At 70.9% G+C, this 20,755-nt stretch carries 17 protein-coding genes and 3 tRNA genes; 11 read left to right on the forward strand and 9 right to left on the reverse strand.

Features of this window, described 5'->3' with window-relative positions; genetic code table 11:
• Positions 1 to 91 precede the first annotated feature (91 nt).
• The 3 genes from AB5J56_RS30340 to AB5J56_RS30350 all read left to right on the forward strand — a co-directional run bounded on the left by AB5J56_RS30340 (position 92) and on the right by AB5J56_RS30350 (position 3,760).
• Positions 92 to 1,636 (forward strand): amino acid adenylation domain-containing protein, encoded by a 1,545-nt coding sequence (locus AB5J56_RS30340; protein ID WP_369237043.1) that lies wholly within the window; start codon positions 92 to 94, stop codon positions 1,634 to 1,636.
• Between the two features lie 20 nt (positions 1,637 to 1,656).
• Entirely contained in the window at positions 1,657 to 2,922 is a 1,266-nt protein-coding gene (locus tag AB5J56_RS30345) for a hypothetical protein (protein WP_369242896.1), read from the forward strand.
• A 70-nt stretch (positions 2,923 to 2,992) separates the two neighbouring features.
• Positions 2,993 to 3,760, forward strand: coding sequence for an enoyl-CoA hydratase-related protein (locus tag AB5J56_RS30350; protein ID WP_369237045.1), 768 nt, complete (start codon positions 2,993 to 2,995; stop codon positions 3,758 to 3,760).
• Here the strand turns inward: AB5J56_RS30350 and AB5J56_RS30355 are convergent.
• Complete coding sequence (locus tag AB5J56_RS30355; RefSeq protein ID WP_369237047.1) at positions 3,747 to 4,448, reverse strand: vancomycin high temperature exclusion protein; 702 nt, start codon at positions 4,446 to 4,448, stop codon at positions 3,747 to 3,749. The two genes, AB5J56_RS30350 and AB5J56_RS30355, sit on opposite strands and share 14 nt — an antisense overlap.
• Before the next feature lie 227 nt (positions 4,449 to 4,675).
• Between AB5J56_RS30355 and AB5J56_RS30360 the strand changes: the two genes are divergently transcribed.
• From AB5J56_RS30360 to AB5J56_RS30380, 5 genes are all read left to right on the forward strand, one after another.
• Positions 4,676 to 5,611: a sirohydrochlorin chelatase gene (locus tag AB5J56_RS30360; protein WP_369237049.1), complete on the forward strand. Its 936-nt coding sequence runs from the start codon at positions 4,676 to 4,678 to the stop codon at positions 5,609 to 5,611.
• Positions 5,612 to 5,670: 59 nt separating this feature from the next.
• Positions 5,671 to 7,044: a deoxyguanosinetriphosphate triphosphohydrolase gene (locus AB5J56_RS30365; RefSeq protein WP_369237051.1), complete on the forward strand. Its 1,374-nt coding sequence runs from the start codon at positions 5,671 to 5,673 to the stop codon at positions 7,042 to 7,044.
• Between the two features lie 177 nt (positions 7,045 to 7,221).
• A complete protein-coding gene (locus AB5J56_RS30370; protein ID WP_369237053.1) occupies positions 7,222 to 8,487 on the forward strand; it encodes an NAD(P)/FAD-dependent oxidoreductase in 1,266 nt (421 codons plus the stop codon).
• Positions 8,488 to 8,533: 46 nt separating this feature from the next.
• Entirely contained in the window at positions 8,534 to 10,435 is a 1,902-nt protein-coding gene (gene dnaG, locus AB5J56_RS30375) for a DNA primase (protein ID WP_369237055.1), read from the forward strand.
• A gap of 170 nt (positions 10,436 to 10,605) precedes the next feature.
• Entirely contained in the window at positions 10,606 to 11,916 is a 1,311-nt protein-coding gene (locus AB5J56_RS30380) for an RNA polymerase sigma factor (RefSeq protein ID WP_369237057.1), read from the forward strand.
• Between the two features lie 50 nt (positions 11,917 to 11,966).
• On the opposite strand, the gene AB5J56_RS30385 is transcribed toward AB5J56_RS30380, so the two are convergent.
• The 4 genes from AB5J56_RS30385 to AB5J56_RS30400 all read right to left on the reverse strand — a co-directional run bounded on the left by AB5J56_RS30385 (position 11,967) and on the right by AB5J56_RS30400 (position 17,649).
• Positions 11,967 to 13,895: an ABC transporter ATP-binding protein gene (locus tag AB5J56_RS30385; protein ID WP_369237059.1), complete on the reverse strand. Its 1,929-nt coding sequence runs from the start codon at positions 13,893 to 13,895 to the stop codon at positions 11,967 to 11,969.
• Positions 13,895 to 15,628 carry an ABC transporter ATP-binding protein gene (locus AB5J56_RS30390; RefSeq protein ID WP_369237061.1) on the reverse strand — a complete coding sequence of 578 codons (1,734 nt, stop codon included), beginning with the start codon at positions 15,626 to 15,628 and terminating at the stop codon, positions 13,895 to 13,897. Before AB5J56_RS30390 ends, AB5J56_RS30385 begins: the two co-directional genes overlap by 1 nt.
• A 155-nt stretch (positions 15,629 to 15,783) precedes the next feature.
• Entirely contained in the window at positions 15,784 to 17,238 is a 1,455-nt protein-coding gene (locus AB5J56_RS30395) for an FGGY family carbohydrate kinase (RefSeq protein ID WP_369237063.1), read from the reverse strand.
• A 105-nt stretch (positions 17,239 to 17,343) separates the two neighbouring features.
• Complete coding sequence (locus AB5J56_RS30400) at positions 17,344 to 17,649, reverse strand: YtxH domain-containing protein (RefSeq protein WP_369237065.1); 306 nt, start codon at positions 17,647 to 17,649, stop codon at positions 17,344 to 17,346.
• Positions 17,650 to 17,795: 146 nt separating this feature from the next.
• Here AB5J56_RS30400 and AB5J56_RS30405 point away from each other — a divergent pair.
• The 3 genes from AB5J56_RS30405 (at position 17,796) to AB5J56_RS30415 (ending at position 18,188) form a co-directional block, all read left to right on the forward strand.
• Positions 17,796 to 17,868: transfer RNA gene (locus AB5J56_RS30405), tRNA-Asn, on the forward strand.
• 6 nt (positions 17,869 to 17,874) lie between these two features.
• Positions 17,875 to 17,947, forward strand: a tRNA-Asn gene (locus tag AB5J56_RS30410).
• Between the two features lie 164 nt (positions 17,948 to 18,111).
• Positions 18,112 to 18,188 (forward strand) — tRNA-Ile (locus AB5J56_RS30415).
• A gap of 149 nt (positions 18,189 to 18,337) precedes the next feature.
• Here the strand turns inward: AB5J56_RS30415 and AB5J56_RS30420 are convergent.
• From AB5J56_RS30420 to AB5J56_RS30435, 4 genes are all read right to left on the reverse strand, one after another.
• Positions 18,338 to 18,757: a hypothetical protein gene (locus tag AB5J56_RS30420; protein WP_369237067.1), complete on the reverse strand. Its 420-nt coding sequence runs from the start codon at positions 18,755 to 18,757 to the stop codon at positions 18,338 to 18,340.
• Between the two features lie 233 nt (positions 18,758 to 18,990).
• Entirely contained in the window at positions 18,991 to 19,266 is a 276-nt protein-coding gene (locus AB5J56_RS30425; RefSeq protein ID WP_369237069.1) for an STAS domain-containing protein, read from the reverse strand.
• Positions 19,267 to 19,670: 404 nt separating this feature from the next.
• Positions 19,671 to 20,108, reverse strand: coding sequence for a hypothetical protein (locus AB5J56_RS30430; protein WP_369237071.1), 438 nt, complete (start codon positions 20,106 to 20,108; stop codon positions 19,671 to 19,673).
• A complete protein-coding gene (locus AB5J56_RS30435) occupies positions 20,108 to 20,728 on the reverse strand; it encodes a hypothetical protein (RefSeq protein WP_369237073.1) in 621 nt (206 codons plus the stop codon). Before AB5J56_RS30435 ends, AB5J56_RS30430 begins: the two co-directional genes overlap by 1 nt.
• Positions 20,729 to 20,755 lie beyond the last annotated feature (27 nt).

Here is a 20,755-nt window from a genome sequence, read left to right on the forward strand (position 1 = left end):
AGACCGCACGGCGTTCGAAAACCCGGATTCGGCACCGCTCACACCGGACACGTCATCCGCTCCTCGAAACAGCCAGGAGGTCTCCGGAGTCATGCCTCTGCGCCATCTCACCCCCCGCGACCAGGCACTGTTCTGGCAGTACGGACGGGGCCCCACCGTCCCCGTGCCCGACCCGCTCGTCCATCACGCCGTCGAACGGCACGCCATGGCCACGCCGCATGCCGTCGCCGCCGAACACCGGGGCGCGACGATCACATACGGCGAGCTGAACCGCTACGCCGACGGACTCGCCGCCCGGCTCGTCCGCGAAGGCGTACGCCCCGGCGATCACGTCGGCCTCTTCGCGCACCGCTCGATCCCGCTGCTCGTCGGCCTCCTCGGCACGCTCAAGGCGGGCGCCGCCTATGTCCCGCAGGACATCGGGCTCGCCCCCGCGGCCCAGCTCGGCCACGTCATGCGCGCCGCCGCGACCCGGGTGGTCCTCACCCTCTCCGAGCACGCGCACCGCGTGCCACGGCAGCAGGGCGTCCGGCTGATCGCGCTGGACGAGCCGGCGGCGTACGAAGGCGGGCCGATGGCCCCCGAAGGGGCTCCGCCGACGGTCGGCGTCCGCCCCGACGACGGCTGCTACGTCCTGTTCACCTCCGGTACGACGGGCCCGCCCAACGGCGTCGAGGTCACCCACCGCAACGTCGCGAACCTCCTGTTCACCGGGCCGGGCGGCCTCGGTGTCCGTCCCGGCGAGCGCGTCGCCCAGCTGCTGAACATCGCCTTCGACATGGCGGCCTGGGAGATCCTCGGCTGTCTGACGCACGGCGGCACCCTCGTCATCCGCGGCAAGGACATCGCCGAGGCGGCCCGTACGGCGGACGTCCTGATCGCCACGCCGACCGTGCTGTCCGGCATCGACCCCGCGAGCTGCCCGCGCATCCGCACGGTGGCCGTCGCGGGGGAGCCGTGCCCGCGCCCGCTGGCCGACCGGTGGGCGGGCCACGCGGCCTTCCACAACTGCTGCGGCCCGACCGAGACGACCATCGTGAACACCATGCGCCGCCATCGACCGTCCGATGCGCTCCTCACGATCGGCCGTCCCACCCCCAACAACACGGTGTACGTCCTCGACGAGCACCGGCGGCCCGTGCCCATCGGCGCGGTGGGCGAGATGTGGGCGGGCGGCGACTGCGTCTCGGCCGGATACCTGGGCAACGAGCGGCTGAACGCCGAGCGGTACGCCCCCGACCCCTTCCTCGGCGGCGACCGGCGGATGTTCCGCACCCGCGACCTCGGCCGCTGGACCCCGGGCGGTGACCTCGAACACCTCGGCCGCACGGACGACCAGGTCAAGGTCCGCGGCTTCCGCGTCGAACTCGACTCCGTCTCCGCGATCCTGGAGTCGGTGACCGGCTGCGCCCGCGCCGTCACCCTGAGACGCGACGCCCGCACCCTCGTCTCCTTCGTCTGCCCGGCCGACGTCGATCCGGAGAAGGCCCGCGGCGCGGTCGCGGCCGCCCTGCCCTACTACTGCGTCCCGTCCGAGGTGCTGCCCCTCGCCTTCCTCCCCGAGACGGACCGGGGAAAGATCGACAAGGGGGCGCTGCTGCGGCTGGCGGAGCAGCGGGAGGTGGTGCCGCGATGACTTCTACGGATGTCATGGGCATGGCGACTGCGGCAGATACGGCAGATACGGCGGTGGAGCTTCCCCCGCTCGCCTCCGCACCCCGCCGCCTCCTCAAGCACCCCCGCCTGATGCACTACAACCGCCTGGCGGCCTTGGTGCTGATCGCCAACCTCGTGTTCCTGCTGGCGAGTTGGCCCCTCGCCACCCGCACCCTCGGCCACGCGGCCCTCGTGAACCTCGCGCTCGCCGTCGTCGTACGGCAGCAGTACGTCGTCAACCTCTTCTTCCGGCTGGCGACTTGGGCGCCGACCTCCTGGCCGCTGAAGGTGCGGTGGACGCTCGGGAAGGTGTACCACTTCGGCGGGCTGCACGTCGGGGGCGCGCTGGCGGGGGCGGCGTGGTTCGTCGCGGTGGCCGTGACGGTCACGGCGGACAGCCGCAACACGCCGCTCATCAGCGTCAGTTGGGTGCTGATCGGCCTGCTCGTCGTCATCGTCGCGACCGCGCTGCCGCCGTTCCGCTCCCGCTTCCACGACCACTTCGAGAAGATCCACCGCTTCGGCGGCTGGGCGGCGCTGGCACTGTTCTGGACGCATACGCTGCTGTCCGCGCCGGACCCGGTGTCCCTCGCGGTCCTGGCGGTGGTCACCTTCAGCGTCGCGCTGCCCTGGATGCGGCTGCGCAAGGTCGCCGTACGGATCGAACGGCCCTCGCCGCACGTGGCGTTGGCCCGTTTCGACCACGGCGTGACGCCCTTCGCGGGGTCCTCCACGGCGATCAGCCGGAGCCCGCTCATGGAGTGGCACTCGTTCGCCAACGTGCCCGCACCCGGCGAGTCCGGCTTCCGGCTCACGATCTCCCGGGCGGGCGACTGGACGGGCTCCTTCGTCGACGACGCGCCCGAACGGGTCTGGGTCAAGGGCATCACCACCGCCGGAGTCGCCAACATCGAGACCCTGTTCAAGAAGGTGGTCTACGTCGCCACGGGCAGCGGCATCGGCCCCTGCCTGCCCCATCTGCTGGCCGCGGAGGTCCCCTCGCGCCTCGTCTGGGCGACCCGCGACCCCCGGACGACCTACGGGGACGCACTCGTCGACGAGATCCTCACCGTCCAGCCGGACGCCCTCGTCTGGGACACCTCCAGGAACGGAAAGCCGGACATGGTGCGGCTCGCGTACGCCGCCTACCGCGACTTCGGCGCCGAGGCGGTCATCTGCATCTCCAACAAGAAGCTCACCTGGCAGGTCGTGCACGGCCTGGAGAGCCGCGGCATCCCGGCGTACGGCGCGATCTGGGACTCGTAGGCGCCGGAACGGAACACCCGTAAGCACCGGAACGGCAGACCCGTAAGCACCGGTAAGGAAAGGGGAGTTGATGAACACCCTCAAGGTCGAACGCCACGGCCCTGTCGTCACCGTACGACTCCACCGCCCGCACGTCCTCAACGCCCTCAGCGGCGAGCTTCTGGCCGAACTCCTGGACGTACTGCGCCCGTTGGACGGCGACCCCGAGGCCGGCTGCTTCGTGGTCACGGGCTCGGCGAAGGTCTTCGCGGCGGGCGCCGACATCAAGGAGATGTCCGGGAGAACGGCCGCCGACATGGCCGCCGAGGACTACTTCTCCGGCTGGGAGGAGTTCGCCGGCCTCCGCACCCCGAAGATCGCCGCCGTCAACGGCTATGCCCTGGGCGGCGGTTGCGAACTGGCGATGATGTGCGACCTGATCGTCGCCGGCGAGTCCGCGGTCTTCGGCCAGCCGGAGATCAGGCTCGGCGTGATCCCCGGCATCGGCGGCACCCAGCGCCTCACCCGTCTCGTCGGCCGCGCCAAGGCGATGGACCTGGTCCTCACGGGCCGCACCATGGACGCACCGGAGGCGGAACGCGCGGGCCTGGTCTCCCGGGTCGTCCCCGACGACCAGGTCCTCCCCGAGGCCCTGGAGGCCGCCAGGGCGATCGCCTCGCATGGCCGCGCCTCCGTCGCCGCCGCCCGCGAGTGCGTCGACCGGGCCCTGGAGACGGGCCTGCGTGACGGCATCCTCTTCGAACGCCGGGTGTTCCACGGCCTGTTCGCGACGGAGGACCAGAAGGAGGGAATGGCCGCGTTCCTGGAGAAACGCGTCCCCCGCTTCACCGGCCGCTAGCGAGTGCCTTCGTGACCCCCGGTTCCTTCGGCCCCAGGAACCGGGGATCGGGCTCGAACAGCGCGTCCAGCGCCGCCTTGCCGGCCGCGAACACCTCGCGGGCGCCGCCGTAGTACCAGGTCACGTCGTGCTTGGCGTCCACCCCGACGCCGTACGACTGCACACCCGCCGCCTGGCAGAGCGCGACCGCGCGCCGGATGTGGAAGCCCTGGCTGATCAGGACCGCCCGGTCGACGCCGAAGATCTTCTTCGCGCGCACGCACGAGTCCCAGGTGTCGAACCCGGCGTAGTCGCTGACGATCCGGGCGTCGGGCACGCCGTGCTTCGTCAGATAGGCGCGCATCGCGTCGGGCTCGTCGTACTCCTCGCGGCTGTTGTCGCCGGTGACGAGGACGACCTCGATGCGGCCCGCCCGGTACAGCTTCGCCGCCGCGTCCAGCCGGTGCGCGAGGTACGGCGACGGCTCCCCGTCCCACAGCCCGGCCCCGAAGACCACAGCGACCTCGGTGCGCGGCACGTCCGCCGTCGTACGGAGCCGGTCACCGGCCGCGGTGAACATCCAGGTCGCGGGCAGCAGCGCCAGCACGCACAGCAGCATCACCGCCTGCACGGCCCGCCGCTGCCCCTTGCGGGTGCGCGGCAGTATCGGTCGCCTCGGTCGGCGGATGCTCACGCGCGGCAGGCGCATCGACGGTGTCCCCCCAGGTCGTTCCCGGTCTGGCCGGATTTTGGCGTGGCCGGTCCTCGCCGGTCCTCGCCAGAGGGGACGCAGCGTACGGTGATCCGGTTCGCCGGGAGCGCGGGGCCGCTCGGGGCGGGCACCTCACACCGCCGGGCCCCGCACCGTGAAGCGCCGGAAAATACCCGTCACCCTCACGCAACGGCACGGCAACCTCGTACCGCCAGGATCGGTCCATGACGGCGTCGAACCCTCCTCGCGACGAGTCCACGACCGCGTCCAAGAACCGGCCCGGCGGCGTGCCGCTCGGCGGCGCCCACCTCGACAGTACGGCGCAACTCATGAACCGGATCACCAGCCAGCTCGGCAGCCAGCTCAGCCTCGTCTCCCTCAACGGCACCAGGCGCCCCTCGCCGCCCGCGCTCGTCCTCGTGGGCCACGGCAGCCGCGACCCGCGCGCGCTGGCCACCGTGAGCACCATCGTCGAGCGGATCCGCGAACTGCGCCCGCACCTGCCCGTGCACCTGGGCCACATCGAGCTGAACGAGCCCCTGCTGCCCGACACGCTCGCCTCCCTCGCCCGCGCCGACCAGGACGGCACCGGCAGTGCCGTGCTCGTCCCGCTGCTCCTCAGCCGCGGCTACCACGTCAAGCACGACATCCCCGAGGCCGCGGCCGCCGCCGAGCGCCTGCGCACGCGGGTGGCCGCCCCGCTCGGCCCGCACCCGCTGCTCGTCGAGACGCTCTACGCACGGCTCGTCGAGGCGGGCTGGCGCACCAGGACGACCGAGGTCACCCGCCGCGCGAGCGCCGTGGTGCTCGCCGCCGCGGGCTCCCGCGACCCCGACGCGGCCGTCGACACCCGCCGCACCGCCCAGCAGCTGGCCGAGCGCCTCGGCGTCCCGGTCGTCCCCGCGTACGCCTCCGCCGCCACCCCCACCGTCTCCGCCGCCGTCCGCGCGCTCGCCGCCCGCGGCCGCCACCGGGTCGCCGTCGCCTCGTACTTCACCGCCCCCGGCCGCTTCGCCACCGAGTGCGCCGGGGCGGCCCCCTGGATCGCCGCCGCCCCGCTCGGCGCCCACCCGGCGATGGCCCGCCTCGTCCTGCACCGCTACGACCAGGCCGTCGCCAGGCCCGAGACCGCCTCGGACCGCGAACTGGCCACGGCCTGAAGCAGGGCTCCTCGGACAGCTGTGTCCCGTTTGTCAGTGCCTGCGTCTACTGTCGGTGCATGGAAGGCACTGCACCGAAGGCACACAAGGCATTCAAGGCACACGAAGAGCACGCCGAGCACGTCAGCCCGGACGGGTACGACGATTCCGCCATCGAGCGCTGGGTCGTCGAACCCGACAAGCGGCCGGGCCGCACCGCCTTCCAGCGCGATCGCGCGCGCGTCCTGCACTCGGCGGCCCTGCGCCGGCTGGCCGGCAAGACCCAGGTGGTCACGCCCGGCACCCGCAGCCACGTCTGGGACGCCAGCCCCCGCACCCGGCTGACCCACTCCCTGGAGTGCGCCCAGGTCGGCCGTGAGCTGGGCGCCGCTCTCGGCTGCGACCCCGACCTCGTCGAGGCGTCCTGCCTCTCGCACGACCTGGGCCACCCGCCCTTCGGGCACAACGGAGAGCAGGCGCTCAATGAATTCGCCGAGGACATCGGCGGCTTCGAGGGCAACGCCCAGTCGCTGCGCCTGCTGACGAGGATCGAGCCCAAGCGGTTCGTGCGCTCCCAGGCCCTGACATCAGATGCTGCCGCGGCGGGCGGCGAGCTCGTCAGCGTCGGCCTCAACCTCACCCGCGCCGCCCTCGACGCCGCCACCAAGTACCCCTGGCCGCGCGGCGCCCACCCCGCCGACCCCAAGTCCCCCAAATTCGGGGTCTACGACGACGACCGGCCCGTCTTCGACTGGGTCCGCAAGGACGCGCCCGGCACGCGCACGTGCTTCGAGGCCCAGGTCATGGACTGGTCGGACGACGTGGCGTACTCGGTGCACGACTTCGAGGACGGCCTGCACGCGGGCCACATCGACCCCAACTGCCTGCACGCCGAGCCCGAGCGGCAGGAGATCTTCGCCGTCGCCATCGGACGGTACGTGCCGGCCGACACGGACCCCGCCGAGCTGTCCGAGGCCCTCGACCGCCTCCTCGACCAGAAGTGGTGGCCGCACGGATACGACGGGACGGCCGTCGCGCAGGCCCGGCTGAAGGACGCCACCAGCCAGCTCATCGGCCGCTTCTGCCTCGCGGCGGAGGGCGCGACCCGGGCGGCGTACGGCACAGGGCGCCTCACCCGGTACGGGGCCGAGCTGGTCGTGCCGAGAAGCGCCCGGCACGAGTGCGCGGTCCTCAAGGCGGTCGCCGACCGGTACGTCATGCAGCGCGCCGAACAGGAAGTGCTCCGCGCCGACCAGCGGATCGTCGTCGCCGAACTCGCCGAGGCGCTCACCGCCCGCGCACCCGACGGCCTGGATCCGCAGTTCCGCGCGCTGTTCGACGAGGCTTCCGACGACCGGGCCCGGGGAAGGGTGATCGTCGACCAGATCGCATCCCTCACGGACGCCTCCGCGCGCTCCCTGCACGCCCGGCTCACGGGCGCCCGTCCGCGCTGACCGCCGCGCGGCCGCTCCCGGACTCCGGCGCGACACACCCTCGATGATTGGGGCGAATCACAGCAAACGGGTATACGAGTGTGACCCTGCGTGGCCTGATCGGGCCACTCCCTCTTCCCGCATCACCCTGCGTGCGGGACGCTCGCATGTGGCGACATCCTTACGAGGAGGCATCAAGTGGTCGACGCGGATCAGACATTCGTCATCGTCGGAGGAGGCCTGGCCGGCGCGAAGGCGGCCGAGACCCTTCGAACGGAGGGCTTCACCGGCCGCGTGATACTGATCTGCGACGAACGCGACCACCCCTATGAGCGCCCGCCGCTCTCCAAGGGGTACCTGCTCGGCAAGGAGGAGCGCGACAGCGTCTTCGTCCACGAACCGGCCTGGTACGCGCAGCACGACGTCGAGCTGCACCTCGGCCAGACCGTGGACGCGATCGACCGCGCGGCGAAGACGGTCCGCTTCGGCGACGACGGCACGCTGGTGCACTACGACAAGCTGCTCATCGCGACGGGCGCCGAACCCCGCCGCCTGGACATCCCGGGCACCGACCTCGCCGGTGTCCACCATCTGCGCCGTCTCGCCCATGCCGAGCGCCTCAAGGGCGTCCTCGCCAGCCTCGGCCGCGACAACGGCCACATCGTCATCGCGGGCGCCGGCTGGATCGGCCTGGAGGTCGCGGCGGCGGCCCGTGAGTACGGCGCGGAGGTCACCGTCGTCGAGCCCGAGGCGACCCCGCTGCACGCGGTGCTCGGCCCCGAGCTGGGCCAGGTCTTCGCCGAGCTGCACCGCGAGCACGGCGTCCGCTTCCACTTCGGCGCCCGGCTCACCGAGATCGTCGGCCAGGACGGCATGGTGCTCGCCGCCCGCACCGACGACGGCGAGGAGCACCCCGCCCACGACGTGCTCGCCGCCATCGGCGCCGCCCCGCGCACCGCCCTCGCCGAGGCGGCCGGCCTGGAGATCGCCGACCGCGCGCACGGCGCGGGCATCGCCGTCGACGGCAACCTTCGCACCTCCGACCCGGACATCTACGCCGCCGGCGACGTGGCCGCCTTCCACCACACGCTCTTCGACACCCGGCTGCGCGTCGAGCACTGGGCCAACGCCCTCAACGGCGGCCCGGCGGCCGCCCGCTCGATGCTCGGCCGCGACATCGCCTACGACCGCGTGCCCTATTTCTTCTCCGACCAGTACGACATCGGGCTCGAGTACTCGGGCTGGGCGCCCCCCGGCTCGTACGACCAGGTGGTGATCCGCGGAGACGCGGGCAAGCGGCAGTTCATCGCCTTCTGGCTGGGCGACGGACGTGTGCTGGCCGGGATGAACGTGAATGTGTGGGACGTCACGGAGCCGATTCAGTCATTGATCCGTTCCAGGGCCCAGGTGGACACCGAGGCGCTGGCGGACCCACACGTTCCGCTGGACAGCCTGGTCCCATGACCGACAGCGGCGTTCGACTGTCACACCGTCCCCGTAGAATTCACGCGTGGCCGGAAGGATCAACGACGAGGACGTGAAGGCGGTTCGGGACGCGGTCCCGATCGACGCCGTGGTGTCCGAGTACCTCCAGCTGCGCAACGCGGGCGGCGGCAACCTCAAGGGGCTGTGCCCGTTCCACGACGAGAAGTCACCGTCCTTCCAGGTCAGCCCGAGCAAGGGACTCTTCCACTGCTTCGGCTGCCAGGAAGGCGGCGACACCATCACGTTCGTGATGAAGGTCGACCACCTCACCTTCTCGGAGTCGGTCGAGCGCCTCGCCGCCCAGGCGGGCATCACGCTGCGGTACGAGGAGGGCGGGTACAACCCCGCCCACCAGCGCGGCGAACGCATCCGCCTGGTCGAGGCCCACAAGATCGCCGCCCAGTTCTACATCGAGCAGCTCGACACCAGCTCCGAAGCCGACACAGGGCGCAAGTTCCTCGCCGAGCGCGGCTTCGACCAGGCCGCCGCCGCCCACTTCGGCGTCGGCTACAGCCCCCAGGGCTGGGACCACCTGACCCGCTATCTGCGCGGCAAGGGCTTCACCGACAAGGAGCTGCTCCTCTCCGGCCTCTCCCAGGAGGGCCGCCGCGGCCCCATCGACCGCTTCCGCGGCCGGCTGATGTGGCCGATCCGCGACATCGGCGGCGAGGTCGTCGGCTTCGGCGCGCGGAAGCTGTACGAGTCGGACAACGGGCCCAAGTACCTCAACACGCCCGACACGGCGATCTACAAGAAGTCCCAGGTGCTGTACGGCATCGACCTCGCGAAGAAGGACATCGCCAAGGCCAGCCGCGCGGTCGTCGTCGAGGGCTACACGGACGTCATGGCCTGCCACCTCGCCGGCGTCACCACCGCGATCGCGACCTGCGGCACGGCGTTCGGCACCGACCACATCAAGATCCTCCGCCGCCTGCTGATGGACAACGGCAGCGCGCGCGTGATCTTCACCTTCGACGGCGACGCGGCCGGCCAGAAGGCGGCCCTGCGCGCCTTCGAGGACGACCAGAAGTTCGCCGCCGAGACCTACATCGCGATCGCCCCGGACGGCATGGACCCCTGCGAGCTGCGGCTCGCCAAGGGCGACGAGGCGGTCGCCGACCTGGCCGAACCCCGCACCCCGCTCTTCGAGTTCGCGCTGCGCCAGATCGTCCTGCGCTACGACCTGGAGACCCCCGCGGGCCGCGCCGCCGCGCTCGACGAGGCGGCCCCGATCGTCGCCCGCATCAAGAACAGCGGCGCCCAGCACGAGGTCGCCGTGCAGCTCGCCGGCATGCTCGGCATCCTCGACACCCAGTTCGTGGTCAAGCGGGTGGGCCAGCTGGCCCGTTGGGCCCGCGACCGCGGCGGCAAGGGCCCCGCACCGGCCGGACAGCGCCCCCAGCAGGCGTACGAGGCCGCCAGGACGTCCACCGGCGGCCCGGCCCTCACCCTGCGCAACCCCGTCTTCGCCACCGAGCGCGAGCTGCTCAAGCTCGCCCTCCAGCGCCCCGAGCTGGTCTCCCCGGCCTTCGACGCGTACGGGGTGGACGAGTTCACCGCCCAGCCGTACGCGGCCGTACGCCAGGCGATCATGGACGCGGGCGGCGCCGAGTACGGCGTCGAGGACTCCCAGGAGTATCTGGTCCGCGTCCGCGAGGCCGCCCCCGACGACGCGGTCCGCGCCATGGTCACCGAGCTGGCCGTCGAGGCGATCATGCGCAAGACCGTCGACGAGACGTACGCGGGCGTCCAGTTGGTCGCCGTGCGCCGCCGCGCCGTCGAGCGCCGCGTACGCGACGTCCAGGGCACCCTGGCCCGGGTGAGCGCGCAGGGCGACCCGGCCCAACTGGCCGCCGTGCAGAACGAGCTGTGGGTGCTCCAGCAGTACGACCAGGCTCTGCGGGAACAGGGCGCGACGGCGCTCTGACGGGCTCCCGGCCGCTTTCCCCGCGCCGTTCTGCGCGCCATTCACACCGTTTCGCGCCCCCTCACCTGGGCACTCGTACGGCAGGGTAACCACGCGGTCACGGACCGGACTCAAAAAGTCGCCGCACGCCCCTCGTGGCGGCGATGTGTCGTACTCCACACTGGGTTCCGGTGCCTGAGTCCTCGGAGCGCGGCCGACCCGTCCACAACGGGTCCCACACCCCCGCGATTCCGCTCAACGACTACGGGATGGACAGCGGCGAGGCCGTCGACCCCATCCCCGACGTACCGCTGCCGCACGCCCCAGCAGCGACATTCCTGGAGGTCGCCCCCGTGCAGACCCAGACCCTCACACAGACCGACGACACCATGGACACGGACGCGGAGAACGACGTCATCCCGGCAGTCCCTTCGCAGAGCCATGTCGCGCACCACCCCGAAGCACAGCCCGAGACGGACGCGGAGAGCCCGCCCGAACCCGACGAGCCCCCTGTCGGCGTCGTGGAGATCACCGAGACCGAGGCCCCGGAGCCCGTCGAACCGCCCCGCAGCCGAGCCGCCGACACCGGTGGCCCCTCCTCCGACCTGTTCCGCCAGTACCTGCGCGAGATCGGCCGGATCTCCCTGCTCACCGCGGCCGAGGAGGTCGACCTCGCCCGCCGCGTCGAGGCCGGGCTCTTCGCCGAGGAGAAGCTCCGCCTCGCCACCGACCTGGACAGCCAGCTCGCCCTCGACCTGGACAAACTGGTCGTCATGGGCCGCATGGCCAAGCGCCGTCTCATCGAGGCGAACCTGCGGCTCGTCGTCTCCGTCGCCAAGCGGTACGTGGGGCGCGGACTGACCATGCTCGACCTGGTCCAGGAGGGCAACCTCGGCCTCATCCGCGCCGTCGAGAAGTTCGACTACGCGCGCGGGTACAAGTTCTCGACGTACGCGACCTGGTGGATCCGCCAGGCCATGTCCCGGGCCCTCGCCGACCAGGCCCGGACCATCCGCGTCCCGGTCCATGTCGTCGAGCTGATCAACCGGGTCGTGCGCGTGCAGCGCCGCATGCTCCAGGAGCGCGGCTACGAGCCGACTCCCGAGGAGGTCGCCGCGCACCTCGACCTGCCCAGCGAGCGTGTCAGTGAGGTCCTGCGGCTCGCCCAGGAACCCGTCTCGCTGCACGCGCCCGTCGGGGAGGAGGACGACGTCGCGCTCGGCGACCTCATCGAGGACGGCGACGCGGCCTCGCCGGTCGAGTCGGCGGCGTTCCTGCTGCTCAGGGAGCATCTGGAGGCGGTGCTGTCCACGCTCGGGGAGCGCGAGCGCAAGGTCGTCCAGCTCCGTTACGGGCTGGCCGACGGGCGCCCGCGCACGCTGGAGGAGATAGGCCGCATCTTCGGCGTCACGCGCGAGCGCATCCGCCAGATCGAGTCCAAGACCCTCAACAAGTTGAGGGACCACGCCTTCGCGGACCAGCTGCGGGGATACCTGGACTGAAGAAGGGGCCGCTCACGCGAGGTGAGCGGCCCCCAGGGATCGACCGGAAGCTAGTCCACTTCCGCGACGGCCTGCGCGAACTGCGCCTTGTACAGCCGGGCGTACGCCGCGTCCGCCGCCAGCAGGTCCGTGTGGGTGCCCTGCTCCACGATCGCCCCGTTCTCCATCACGAGGATCGTGTCGGCGTCGCGGATCGTCGACAGCCGGTGCGCGATGACGAACGACGTCCGCCCGTGCGCCAGCTTCGCCATCGCCTTCTGGATCAGCACCTCGGTCCGGGTGTCCACCGAACTCGTCGCCTCGTCGAGGACCAGGATCACCGGGTCGGACAGGAACGCCCGCGCGATGGTGATGAGCTGCTTCTCACCGGCGCTCACTCCTGTGCCCTCGTCGTCGATGACGGTGTCGTACCCGTCGGGCAGTGTCCGGATGAACCGGTCGGCGTGCGCGGCCCGCGCGGCCTCCTCGATCTCGCCGCGCGTCACGTCCCGCGAGGCGCCGTACGCGATGTTCTCCGCGATCGTGCCGCCGAACAGCCAGGTGTCCTGGAGGACCATGCCGATCGCTGCCCGCAGGTCGTCCCGGGACATGGTGGCGACATCGACCCCGTCGAGCGTGATGCGCCCGCCGGTGACCTCGTAGAACCGCATGAGCAGGTTGACGAGGGTGGTCTTGCCGGCCCCGGTCGGGCCGACGATGGCGACCGTGTGTCCGGGCTCGACCTTCAGCGAGAGGTCCTCGATGAGCGGCTTGTCGGGGTCGTAGCGGAACGACACGTTCTCCAGGGCGACCCGTCCGCGCAGTTCGTCCGGCCTGGCTCCCGGCATGGGGTCCGCGCCCTGCTCCTCGGCGTCGAGGAGCTCGAAGATCCGCTCGGCGGAGGCGACTCCGGACTGCACCAGGTTCGCCATGGACGCGACCTGGGTCAGCGGCATGGAGAACTGGCGGGAGTACTGGATGAAGGCCTGCACGTCACCGATGGACAGCGCGCCCGTCGCCACCCGCAGCCCGCCGACGACCGCGACCAGCACATAGTTGATGTTCGACACGAACATCATCAGCGGCTGCATGACTCCGCTGTTGAACTGCGCCTTGAACCCGGCCTCGTACAGCTTGTCGTTCTGCTCGGCGAACTGCGCCGCCGACTCGTCCTGCCGCCCGAACACCTTCACCAGGGTGTGCCCGGTGTACATCTCCTCGATGTGGGCGTTGAGCTTGCCCGTCGTACGCCACTGCTGCACGAAGTGCGGCTGCGAGCGCTTGCCGACGCGGGTGGCGACGTAGAAGGAGAGCGGCACGGTGACCAGCGCCACGAGCGCCAGCAGCCAGGACACCCAGAACATCATCACCAGTACGCCGATGATCGTCAGCATCGAGTTGATGAGCTGGCCCATCGACTGCTGGAGCGTCTGCCCGATGTTGTCGATGTCGTTGGTGGCGCGGCTGAGGACCTCGCCGCGCTGCCGCTTGTCGAAGTACGACAGCGGGAGGCGGGACAGCTTCGCCTGCATGTCCTCGCGCATCCGGTAGACCGTCTTGTTGACCGCGCGGTTCACCAGGCGGGTGGCGACCGCCATCAGCAGGCCGGCCACCAGGAACGTACCGAGCGCGAGCAGCAGTACGTTGCCGACCGCGTCGAAGTCGATGCCCTTGCCCGGGGTGAAGTCCGTGCCCGAGAGCATGTCGGCGACGCCGCCCTCGCCCCGCCTGCGCATGGAGTCGAGGACCTGCTCCTTGGTGGCACCGGCCGGCATCTGACGCCCGACGATCCCGGCGAAGACGAGGTCCGTGGCCCGGCCGAGGATCTTCGGCCCGACCACCGAGAGGCCCACGCTCAGGACCACGGCGACGAGCATCCCGTACAGGGTGGCGCGTTCGGGCTTGAACTGGGCGAGGAGCCGCTTTCCGGACCCCTTGAAGTCCATCGAGCGCTGGTCGGGGCCGCCCCCGGCCATCATGCGTCCCATGGGCCCGGCCATCAGGCAGCCTCCGCTTCCGTGAGCTGGGAGAGCACGATCTCCCGGTAGGTCTCGTTGTCCGCCATCAGTTCGTGGTGGCGGCCGGTGCCGACGACGCGGCCCTCGTCCAGGACCACGATCCGGTCGGCGTCCCGGATGGTCGACACGCGCTGGGCGACGATCACGACGGTCGCCTCGGCGGTCTCGTGGGCGAGCGCGGCGCGCAGGGCCGCGTCGGTCGCGTAGTCGAGCGCCGAGAAGGAGTCGTCGAAGAGGTAGATCTCCGGGCGCTGCACGAGGGTGCGGGCGATCGCCAGGCGCTGGCGCTGACCGCCCGAGACGTTCGTCCCGCCCTGGGCGATGGGGGAGTCGAGGCCGTTCTCCAGTCCCTGGACGAACCCCTTGGCCTGTGCGACCTCCAGCGCGTGCCACAGCTCTTCGTCGGTGGCGTCCGGATTGCCGTAGCGCAGGTTGGTGGCGACCGTGCCCGCGAACAGGTACGGCTTCTGCGGCACGAGGCCCACGGTCTTCGCGAGCAGCCGGGGCTCGACGGTGGCCACGTCCACGCCGTCGACGAGCACCTCGCCGTCGGTGGCGTCGAACAGCCGCGGGACCAGCCCGAGCAGCGTGGACTTGCCGCTGCCGGTCGACCCGATGACGGCCGTGGTCTCGCCGGGCCGCGCCACCAGGTCGATGGCCTTGAGCACCGGCTCCTCGGCGCCCGGGTAACGGAAGCCCGCGCCCCGGATCTCCAGGTGGCCGTGGCGGCGCAGCTCCACGACGGGAGCGGTCGGGGGCACGACACTGCTGGAGGTGTCGAGGACCTCCTGGATCCGCTCGGCGCAGACCTCCGCGCGCGGCACCATCATGAACATGAAGGTGGCCATCATCACGGACATCACGATCTGCATCAGATAGGCGAGGAACGCGGTGAGGTCACCGATCTGCATGCCCCCGCTGTTGATGCGGTGGGCGCCGAACCACACCACGGCGATCGACGACAGGTTCACCACCGTCATGACGATCGGGAACATCAGGGCCAGCATCCGGCCGGTGCCCAGGGACACCTCGGTCAGCTCGGTGTTCGCGCCCCGGAAGCGCTCCTTCTCGTAGTCGTCCCGGACGAAGGCGCGGATCACGCGGTTGCCGGTGATCTGCTCGCGCAGCACCCGGTTCACGGTGTCCAGGCGGACCTGCATCTTCCGGAACAGCGGGCGCAGCCGCCGCACGATCACCGTCACGCTGATGCCGAGCACCGGCACCACGGCGATCAGCACGCTGGACAGCGGCACGTCCAGGCCGAGGGCGAGGATGATGCCGCCGACGCACATGATCGGCGCCGACACCAGCAGGGTGAACGTCATCAGCGTGAGCATCTGCACCTGCTGCACGTCGTTCGTGGTGCGGGTGATCAGCGACGGCGCACCGAAGTGGCCGACCTCGCGGGCCGAGAAGGACTGCACGCGGTCGAAGACGGCGGCCCTGATGTCCCGGCCGACCGCCGACGCCGTACGGGCGCCGAAGTAGACGGCCCCCATGTTGCAGACCACCTGGGCCAGCGAGATGCCGACCATCAGGGCGCCGAAGGACAGGATGTAGCCCGTGTCACCCTTCACGACACCGTTGTCGATGATGTGCGCGTTGAGCGTGGGCAGGTAGAGCGTGGCGCAGGTCTGCAGGAACTGGAGCAGGACCAGCAGGGCGATGGGTTTCCGGTACGGACTGAGATGGGTTCGCAGAAGTCGTATGAGCACGCGGGGTCTCTCGGGGTCGACGGCGTCGGGGCGTTCGGTGGGTGCACCACCCCCTATCGTCGGACACTCCCCCCGCGTTACCTCAACTGATTAAGCCAAGAGCGGCCCAAGAGCCGATCCGGCCTCGGTCCTCAGGCGTACGCCGTTGGTGTTGGCTATGCCCGGAACGCCCCCGGATGCGTCTGCTCCCGTACGGACACGTACTGCTGTCGTACGGCCTGTCCCACGGCCAGCTCCTCGCCGGGCTCCAGCACCTGCGCGACCGCGCCCTGCCACATCGGCGGCGTGCGCGGGTCGAGCGTGCCCTGCGACACGCCGAGCGCCCAGGCGGCCTGCCGGGCCGCGCCGAGTGCCGCGTAGTCCGCGGGCTGTGGCACCACGACCTGCACACCGAACAGCGCGGGCGCCGCGGCCTGCACGGCGGGCAGCTCCGCGGCCGCGCCGAGCAGGAAGATCCGCCGTACGTCGACCCCGCGCCCGCGCAGCACGTCCAGCGCGTCCGCGAGCCCGCACAGCATGCCCTCGAAGGCCGCTCGGGCCAGGTGCTCGGGCCGCATCGACTCCCGCCTCAGGCCCGCGAGGGTGCCCGCGGTGTGCGGCAGGTTCGGGGTCCGCTCGCCCTCCAGGTACGGCAGCATGACCAGCCCGTGGGAGCCCGGCGTCGACTTCATCGCCAGGTCGGAGAGGCTCTCCAGGTCGGGCAGGCCGAGCAGTTCGGCGGTGCCGCGCAAGGCCCGTACGGCGTTGAGTGTGGTGACGACCGGCAGATGCATCCCGGTCGCGTCGGCCAGCGAGGTGATCATCCCGGTCGCGTCGACCAGCGCCTCGGGGTGTACGGCCATCACGGACCCGGAGGCCCCCAGCGACACCACCGCGTCGCCGAGCCCGATGCCGAGCCCGAAGGCCGCCGCCATCGTCTCGCCGGTCCCGGCGGAGATCAGCAGCCCCTCCGGGGTCGTCCCGGCCGCGTCGGACGGCCCGAGCACCTCGGGCAGCATCGCCTGGTGCCCGAGCGCGAGTTCGACGAGGTCCGGCCGGTATCCGCCGGTCGCCGCCGACCAGTAGCCGGTGCCGGAGGCGCCGCCGCGGTCGGTCGTCCTGCGCACCGGCCGCCCCAGCAGCTGCCACACGAGCCAGTCGTGGGCCTGGAGCAGCACGGCGGTGCGCAGCGCCGCGTCCGGCTCGGTCTTGTTCATCCAGCGCAGCTTGGTCACCGGCTGCGCGGCCTGCGGCACGCAGCCCACCGCCTGCGCCCACGCCTCGCGTCCGCCGAGCGCGTCGACGAGATCCGCCGCCGCGACCTGCGCGCGCTTGTCACCGCCGACCAGCGCCGGGCGCACCGTGTTGCCCTGCGCGTCCAGCGGGACGAGCGCGTTCTGCTGAGCGGAGACGCCGATGGCCTGCACGCCTTCGAGCAGCCCGCCGCCGGCTGCCTCGCCCAGGGACAGCAGCCAGGCCTGCGGATCCACGTCCGAGGGACGGCCGCCGCCCTCGGCGGGCTCCACCGGATGCGGCGCATACCCCTGCCTGAGCACGGCACCCGTGTCCGAGTCGCAGACGACGATGCGAGTGAAATCGGGCGAACTGTCCAGCCCGGCGACTATCCCCATGACAGAAATTCTGCCGTACGGCGAGAGGTGTCTGCGCCGAAGTCACCGGTGCCCCGCAAGACAGCCGGTGTCCCTGGTACGCGAGAGGCGGTCCGAGGCACCCTCTCAGGTGTTGCTGGTGCCCCAGTCGTCCTCGGCGGCGCCGTTGGTGTTCCGCTCCCGCAGCGAGCGCACCCGGTCGGCGACGGAGTCGGGCACACGGTCCCCGACCTTGTCGCTCACCGCGTGGTACGCCTTGCCCGCGACCGCGCGTCCCTGCTGCGCCGCGGTCTCGGCGGTGTTGCGCACCGCCGGGTTCTGCGCGACCTGGCGCGCTGACTTCTTCAGCTGCTCGTAGCGCTCGCGCCCGGCTCGTGTGCCCAGCACGTAACCCACGACCAGTCCGGCGACGAATGTGAGCCGGTAGCGCATGGCGGCCACCCTTCCCTTGCGTCGGCATCGGTGCCGGGGGGAACCGATTGGCGGAGCACCCCCCTGCTTGCGCTAATGTATGTGTCGCAGCGAGCGCACGCCCCCTGGCGAATACCCAGGTAGGTACGTTCGATGCAACGAGGCAATCCCCTGTAGCTCAATTGGCAGAGCAGCCGGCTGTTAACCGGCAGGTTACTGGTTCGAGTCCAGTCGGGGGAGCTTCGATCTCCTGTAGCTCAATTGGCAGAGCAGCCGGCTGTTAACCGGCAGGTTACTGGTTCGAGTCCAGTCGGGAGAGCAGCGGAAGAGGACCCCTTCGGGGTCCTTTTTCATGTCCGCGGAACCGCGCAGGCCATGGCGAAGTCCTCATGGTCGTGCGAAGCCGACCATCCGAAGCAGGAGATCGTATGAGCGGCTATGCTGCGGCAGACGGCGCGCACAAATGTGCGCGACGCGCCGTAAGGGGCGGTAGCTCAGCCGGTTAGAGCAGCGGACTCATAATCCGCCGGCCGTGGGTTCGAGTCCCACCCGCCCCACCAAGCGCAGGTAGAAAAAACGTTCTGACCTGAGCAAACGTTCCTCCTGAGGGTGATGGAGCGTCAACTTCCGCGCAACGGACTGGATCCGCTGCTCGGGAGATCGGTTCCGGAGCGGTCTGTGGCGGTTGGCGCGCTGCGCTGCTGATCCACTATTGGATTCGCGCATGGTGCGCGAGGTCACCCGGCTCCGCCGCCGTCCCCTCTCCGAGGGGAAGGACCAGCGCCCGCAGCACCTTGGGGCCCGGTGGCCTGTAGACGAGGCCGATGTCGTGCCATCCGCGCGACCGGAACCCGGCGCAGGCCGCACGATGGGTCCGGTCCACCAGGGTCGCGCCGAGCAAGGCCCGATGGTCGGCGAGCAGCCGATCCTGCAGGCGGTCGGCCAGGCCGTGGTACCGCTCGGAGGGGCGGACCACGATCCCGCTGACGGCGAAGACCTGTCCGGACGCGGTGAGCTGCCCGACGTCCTGCGGGAGTGTTCCACGGAATCCGATCCACCAGGAGCCGTCACGCCGCACGGGGAATCCGAACGCGCACCCCACCAAGTCCGGTGCCTCCGCGGTGAGCATGGCGAACCCCGGTCGCCAGGTGTCACGTGTGAGACGGCGCAGGAAGTCCTTCCGGCCGCGGTGCTCCCAACCGGGCGCTGTGGCGCAGGACTCCGCGTACAGGTCCGCCAGGTCCTCCCGCAGGCCCTCGGCCTGCCAGCGGTTGAGCCGGCGCAGGCTCAGGGGCCTCGTGCGCGTGGCGGGAGGCCGATGGTCTGCACGTTTCCGAGGTCGGCTCGGCCCGGGCGACACCGTCACAGCACACCGCCCGGGAGATCAGGCATGGCCGGAGGGAGTCGGTGCGCGGCCGTGTGCAACAAGGCGTAGAGGAAGGCGTTGAGGCCGCTGCTGTGGCAGAACGTCACGGCGGTGACATCGACGTCGATGGCGCGGATGCCATCGTGCGGGCATCGCGCCAGTGACGCGTGCACCAGAGGTACCGATCTCAGGTCCATCTCACCGGTCAGGGTGACCAGCGCCCGGTTGTCCGTGTCGTGCCGGTGGACGTTCAGGACGGGTGGGGTACTCATGGGCAGGGTGCCTCGGTTCACGAGACCGTGCCGGGTTCCCGGTACGGTCGTACTGTCGTGCAGGCAGGTGAATGACCGATCCGGCAGCCGATGTTCCGGGGCGTAGGACCCAGCCGGTTCCCTCGGGGATGCGCTGGGCGACCGGACAAGCGATCCGCTCTCCGCAGGCATGTGGGCCAAGCAGCGGTGGCTCGCCGGGGTCTGGGACGTCCGCGGCCAGCATAGTCCTGAGGCCGGTCCCGCGGTCGGCCTGGGAGAGGAGAACCAGGATGTTTACACGGCGATGATCGGGCGGCTCCGATGCCACTGTGTGAGCCTCCCCCTACACAGCTACCGCAGTCCGGCCGTTGCGATGTGCGCACCGGTTTCCTGCGGCGGCTGTGCTTCCTGCGGGGAGGACGGTGTTACCGGCTTGCAGGCGCTGCCATGTGCAGCAGCCGTTCGGTGATCTCCCGGTACTGCCGGAGCGCGAGCCGTAGTTGCTCGGTCTGCGCATCGGTGCCCTGGTCCTGCCAGCTTGTGTGCAGGACGCGGCGCCGTTCTTTGAGGCTGTTGGTGAACTGGGTGGCGACCTCGTCGAAGACGGCGTCGGCTTCTTCCACTGCCTGGCGTGGGCGGTCGACGAAGGTGTTCAGGGCCTGTCGGAGACGCAGGGTGAGCTTGTCCCGTTCGCCCTGCGGGAGTATCTCCGACGTCGGCGTGTGATCGGGGCTGCCGGCGTTGGTGCCGGGCTCGCGTGACGCGTGGGGGGTTTCGGCGGGAGGTGTTTGCGGGGCGCGCTGCGTCGTGGGATCCGGGCTTCCGGTCTGGGGGCGCTGTGCGTGTTCGGCGTTGTGCGACATCACGTGCTCCTTCCCTTCGTGTGGCGTCGGTTCAATGCCCACGGGGCGTGGCCGGTGCCGTTGAGGGACGGCGGACTGTGCCGGTCGAAGTCGGTTGCCTGTTCGGCGACCAGTGCCTCGAAGAAGCTTCGGGCCCCGACCATGGCCTCCCGCATCTCCTCGGTGTCGCCCTGGCCGCGTGCCGCCGTGTGCACGCCGCGGTAGCCCTGGACATGGGCGGCGTGGTGGACGGAGAGGGCGGCGAACTGCTCCCCGAACTGCTCGCCGGGGAAGCCCCGGTCCTTCGCCAGGCCGGCAAGCAGTGCGTCGGCCGCGGTGACGGCCTTCTGCGGTGATTCGACGAACTGGTCCTGGATGTCGGCCCACTGGGCCCTGTACTGCGCGCGGACCTCGCGCGACAACGGCTGCTCCTGGAGGGAGCCGTGCTGCTTGACGCGCTCGCCGAGTTCCCGCTCGGCCGCCTTGGTGTCGCCGTCGTGGTCGGCGAGGGCACGGTCGTACTCGGTCCCGAAGCGGTGCTTCAGCCCGCGCCCACCGCCGTCCCGGATGCGTCCACGTCCAACGGTGAGGACGGCGACCGCCATGATGACGATCACGGCGATGATCACAATGCTGAGCATGGCTGCCTTCTCTGGTTCTCGGCTCGT

Origin of the sequence: Streptomyces sp. R21 (assembly GCF_041051975.1) — a bacterium.
Taxonomy (GTDB): Bacteria; Actinomycetota; Actinomycetes; order Streptomycetales; family Streptomycetaceae; genus Streptomyces.